Below are 4,438 nucleotides of genomic sequence, written 5' to 3'. Positions count from 1 at the left end.
ACAAGCCATTGAAGATCGAATTAGGAATACAGCTTAAGATTTAACTTTTTAGTGTCCAAAATATTGACCCAAATCCACTTCAGCTAAAGCACCTGTTAGTTTAAGTGATAAACATCACAAACAGTGTATTATTTCGTTTGAACAATATTATTATTTTAGGCTCTGATAAAGTTGATATTTAGACATAAAGAAAGACCATTAAATTTCGATGGTCTTATCAAACAAAAGCTTATGTTAATTGGTAATTAAGAAGTATGTTATCCACTACTTAATGGCGATATTACCTACATATTCAGCACTTCCGTTATCCGTAAGGAGGTCCACTTCTATTAGATATTCTCCTTTTTCTTTTGGGAAATTGAAGTTGAGATTTTTATCAACTTCCAATTCTACCTTCTCATCCTGCTTCCATACCCAAATACTTATTTTTTCAATCTTAAAGTCTTGACTATCAAAGTCTATATAATCTTGTTGACCTGAATTAATACTTACTCGTTTTTGTTTCCTTGCAAGTGATAGAATATCTTTCGTTTTTTTCTTATATTCTTTATCAGATTTCCAATCTATATTAGCTACTTTTAATTTGATATCACTTTCAGAGTTTGTAGGATTAGAGAGTGTAATGCTAGGAGGTGTAAAATCATAATCCTCTCCTAAGCACCCTGTTAAAGAAAAGGCAAATAACAATCCACCAATTAAACTAAAAAATTTTTTCATATATTTACTCCTTACTATTCTTCCAAAAATAACTGGAATTATTTGTCGCTCGACGAACCTATAAATAGAAAACGATGGCGGCTACCATATTATTTATTATTGGTAATAAAGTATTGAAGACAATCACCCAAAAATTATACCATAATAAACCAATTCCTTATAGAACTATACTGCCCCGTTAGTGCCATAAGAAAAAGGCTGCCGCAGCAACCACTGTTATTGAACTATATCTTCCATCTGCGATGGGCTTCTCATTAGAGGGGTTAGTATAAACCTTTAATGGTAGAACCATCTTTCTCCGTTTCCTTCGGCTATAGGCTCTTTTGTTTCAGCATCTATAATTAAAATTTTGTGAATCATTTTTTCTTTTGTCTCTTTAATGGAACAAAATAGATATATTTGCCTTTTAGGATCTATATTTGGGTTTGGATTATTGTAAATATTAACTAGTGAATATTTTTCCGCATGTTTATTTACTGTTGATTTTAAATCTTTATACAGAAGTTTTTCTCTAATATTCAGGGTTGCAGTTTTGAATTCACTATAATCTCCTAAGTTGTTTCTTTTATAAAATTCATTTGCACTTATTAGTTGTTTCTTGCTATTATCTATATACTTTTCGGAAGTTTGTGCATTTACATTAACAGTTATTAACATAAGCATAGTTAAGATTAAAATAGACAATTTAGTTTTCATTGGGCCTCTCTCCTTTAACAATATTAAAGGTATTATTCCCAATTTTTGATTTTTTTATAGAACTAAACTGCCCCGTTAGTGCCTTAAGAAAAGGAGCTGCCAAAGCAACTCCCTTTTCGAAGTAAAGCACCCTTAAGTCTTTAGTCTATAAGACTTTTTGTAGAGTACGGAAACTGTGCAATAGCAGGAGAAAGCCTCTGGCGGGATTCGGTAAGCATAGGCTAGAGGAGAACACGCTTCCCTACGGATATTCACCGGCAGGATTTACACCTACCTCAGATTATTTGCTTTTCGAAGTCGAAGCTTCTGAAACCCTTACCTTGTGACCCGGTGGCTTCAATATTCTCCTGTGCCCTTCCCTTCTAGAGCTACAGGTGAGTTTTAATTTCACTTAATCACTGCCTTAATTTATTTTAAATTCTATGTATATAACTCTTAACAATATCAAAACCTATGACTAGCAACACATTACATTCATAGGAGCTGACAACATGGCTAGAAATAACAACAGTAATCAATTAGTAGTTAATGGTGCAGAGCAAGCTCTAGAACAAATGAAATACGAAATCGCTAGTGAATTCGGTGTTACACTTGGGGCTGATACAACATCCCGTGCAAACGGATCTGTTGGTGGAGAAATTACAAAACGTTTAGTGCAAATGGCTGAACAACAATTAGGCGGAAGAACTCGGTAATCGAAATCATATGTAATGTTAGGGATAGTGATTGGACTATCCCTACTTATAATTTTACAAATTTCAAAAAAAGAAACAGAAACATCAGTAGCTGTTATTTTGCTATGTCACAGCGCGACTAAACCCAGAGACTTGTATTACACATATCCATAAAGTCACATTGTGAAAGCAAACGTCAATCACTGTGCGAGTACACTACGTTTCTAAACCTGCGAAAGGAAAATTTTTCTCTGATTTGAATGTATGATAATGGGAAAGAATTATACGTTTAAAAGGGCGCCAATGGCGACCTTCTTATGGCACTAATGCTCCTGATAGTTCTATAAGTTTTTAATGATATTTTCAATTTGGGTATGAACCTTATTATTACATACTCCCCCGTGGTAGCAAATTACAGATTCAATATCGTACCTTAAAAATTTATCTAAAGAAGAAATCGCAGTGTCCATATCGAGTGTTGTTTGCTCAACGGGTCCTCTTAGATTCCCATCTATACAAATCATTGCATCAGCAGCAACAAGAACTCTACTTTTTTTCAAATAAAGGCTAATATGTCCAGGGGTATGTCCAGGAGTAAATAGACCTTTTATCCCTCCGAAATAGGGGAGTTCTTGACCGTCCGATAAAGTAGTATCAATTTTAGCTTTAGGAGGATTTTTACAAAGCTCAAGCATTATTCTTGATTGGTCCTCCGGAAGAGAGTCTAAAATCTTAGCCATACTTTTAGGGTTCGTTTTAATAAGGGAAATTTCCCCTTCTATGTATGGCTTATCAAGTTCATGAGCGAATATTTCAATACTTCCTTTAGTTGCCTTTATGATTTCTGGCACACTTCCAATATGGTCAATATCTTGATGTGTTAATATAACTGCTTTTAATTTATCTAATGATAAACCAATTCTGTCCATTGCTGAGATTATTTGCTCATATTGTCCTGGCATTCCTGTATCTATCAAAATAGCTTCATTATCATCCCAGAGAAGCGTCGGGTGTATGACTGCTTTCCCTCCAAACGCTTCAGCTTCTAACTCAAGCATTTCAACTCCAATAGCTATTCTCATTAAGTTCCCCTCCAAAATTATTGATTAATTGCATATTTAAATAACTGTTTAGTTTAATTTACCAATTAATCAAAGAGGTTTCAATAACAAATATTCAATCATAACACATGAAATATTTTCTGTCAATGTTTTTTTATTTCTTGCACTATGGAAATATCCTGCCCCGATAGTTTATTAAGAACAAAATAAAAAGGACCCTTGGTCCCTTAAAAATACTTTCTATACAAGTCTCTCCGCATTGCACCACTTAGATATGCATAAATTTTTGTGGTTTCACTTTTTTCATGACCCATTAAATTTTGAATCACTTCTAAAGGCGCTCCATTATTCAATAAATTTGTGGCGTAACTATGTCTAAGCTGGTGGGGATGAATGCTCTTTTTAATGTCCGTTCTTTTTGCTACCAGTTTTATAATGTTTCTCGCTTGAGATATACTCATTCGATGGGGTGCACGTGTTGTCACAAATAGTGCTTCCTCATGATCATTTCGCTCATTTAAATATCGCTTCAACCATATTTCACAACGAGTATTGAAATATACTTCTCGTTCTTTATGTCCTTTACCTAGTACGATTGCTGATTGATTAGAGAAATTGATTGAGGCCCTATCTAGAGTTATTGCTTCACCAATTCTGCATCCTGTTGAATACATAAACTCAAATAAAGCATTCTCGAATGTTGTATGACAAGCTTCCCGCAAGTGTTCAATTTCCTCTTCAGACAAGTATTTTGGAACCCTTAATTCTAATTTTGGTTCCTTGATTTTGGAAGCAGGATTTCCATTAATTAAATTTTCATCCTGAGCCCATCTAAATAAAGATTTAATAAATCGAATTCTGTGACCCAGACTGGATGGTTTAAGCTTTTCAGCTGCTTTTCCCAGATAAACTTTAAGAGAATTAGTTGAAAGTTCTTGAATGGATATATTTCCAAAACTATTCACCAACAAGTTAAATTGGACGTAATAGGCCTTTAATGTTTGTGGAGAATAACCTTGGATTTGCTTATCTGCCTTATATAAACCCCATACATCAGTTAAGATCATACCTGTTTCTCTCCAATCTATACCATATTAATAGATAGTATAGACAAAAGAGGAACTATTATACTAGATTAGTAGATTTTCCATTAAACAATAACACCTGTTCGTTAAAGAAGAAAAAGCTGCCTTAAGAAAGCTCCAATCTTCAGCTAGTCGAGTAGAAGGGAACCTCTCTACCTTACGGTAGATTGTGTTCCTGCCCCCCTCACAGAACCGTGCTTGCGCT

At 34.3% G+C, this 4,438-nt stretch carries 5 protein-coding genes; 1 reads left to right on the top strand and 4 read right to left on the bottom strand.

What is annotated here, in order from left to right; genetic code table 11:
• Nucleotides 1-264 precede the first annotated feature (264 nt).
• The gene (locus ACFX4L_RS25025) at nt 265-717 is read right to left on the bottom strand and encodes a hypothetical protein (RefSeq protein WP_377387499.1); all 453 of its coding nucleotides are present in this window, start codon (nt 715-717) and stop codon (nt 265-267) included.
• Between the two features lie 276 nt (nt 718-993).
• Nucleotides 994-1,413: a hypothetical protein gene (locus tag ACFX4L_RS25020; RefSeq protein WP_377406621.1), complete on the bottom strand. Its 420-nt coding sequence runs from the start codon at nt 1,411-1,413 to the stop codon at nt 994-996.
• 491 nt (nt 1,414-1,904) lie between these two features.
• On the opposite strand from ACFX4L_RS25020, the gene ACFX4L_RS25015 reads away from it, so the two are divergent.
• Nucleotides 1,905-2,108, top strand: coding sequence for an alpha/beta-type small acid-soluble spore protein (locus ACFX4L_RS25015; protein WP_034304517.1), 204 nt, complete (start codon nt 1,905-1,907; stop codon nt 2,106-2,108).
• 320 nt (nt 2,109-2,428) lie between these two features.
• Here the strand turns inward: ACFX4L_RS25015 and ACFX4L_RS25010 are convergent, their stop codons facing one another.
• Together ACFX4L_RS25010 and ACFX4L_RS25005 are read right to left on the bottom strand one after the other, a co-directional pair.
• Nucleotides 2,429-3,169, bottom strand: a complete 741-nt coding sequence (locus ACFX4L_RS25010; RefSeq protein WP_377406619.1) for an MBL fold metallo-hydrolase — start codon at nt 3,167-3,169, stop codon at nt 2,429-2,431.
• Nucleotides 3,170-3,375: 206 nt separating this feature from the next.
• The gene (locus ACFX4L_RS25005; protein WP_061466475.1) at nt 3,376-4,215 is read right to left on the bottom strand and encodes a tyrosine-type recombinase/integrase; all 840 of its coding nucleotides are present in this window, start codon (nt 4,213-4,215) and stop codon (nt 3,376-3,378) included.
• Nucleotides 4,216-4,438: the final 223 nt, after the last annotated feature.

The organism is Peribacillus sp. YIM B13482 (genome assembly GCF_042787975.1).
Lineage (GTDB): Bacteria > Bacillota > Bacilli > Bacillales > DSM-1321 > Peribacillus > Peribacillus simplex_A.
The sequence above is the reverse complement of the archived record's forward strand: the minus strand, read 5'-3'. Positions and strand labels throughout refer to the sequence as shown.

What these genes read in the sequence shown, in the direction of transcription:
- ACFX4L_RS25015 (WP_034304517.1), top strand. Translation starts at nt 1,905, where the DNA reads ATGGCTAGAAATAACAACAGTAATCAATTAGTAGTTAATGGTGCAGAG.
- ACFX4L_RS25010 (WP_377406619.1), bottom strand. Translation starts at nt 3,169, where the DNA reads ATGAGAATAGCTATTGGAGTTGAAATGCTTGAGTTAGAAGCTGAAGCG.
- ACFX4L_RS25020 (WP_377406621.1), bottom strand. Translation starts at nt 1,413, where the DNA reads ATGAAAACTAAATTGTCTATTTTAATCTTAACTATGCTTATGTTAATA.
- ACFX4L_RS25005 (WP_061466475.1), bottom strand. Translation starts at nt 4,215, where the DNA reads ATGATCTTAACTGATGTATGGGGTTTATATAAGGCAGATAAGCAAATC.
- ACFX4L_RS25025 (WP_377387499.1), bottom strand. Translation starts at nt 717, where the DNA reads ATGAAAAAATTTTTTAGTTTAATTGGTGGATTGTTATTTGCCTTTTCT.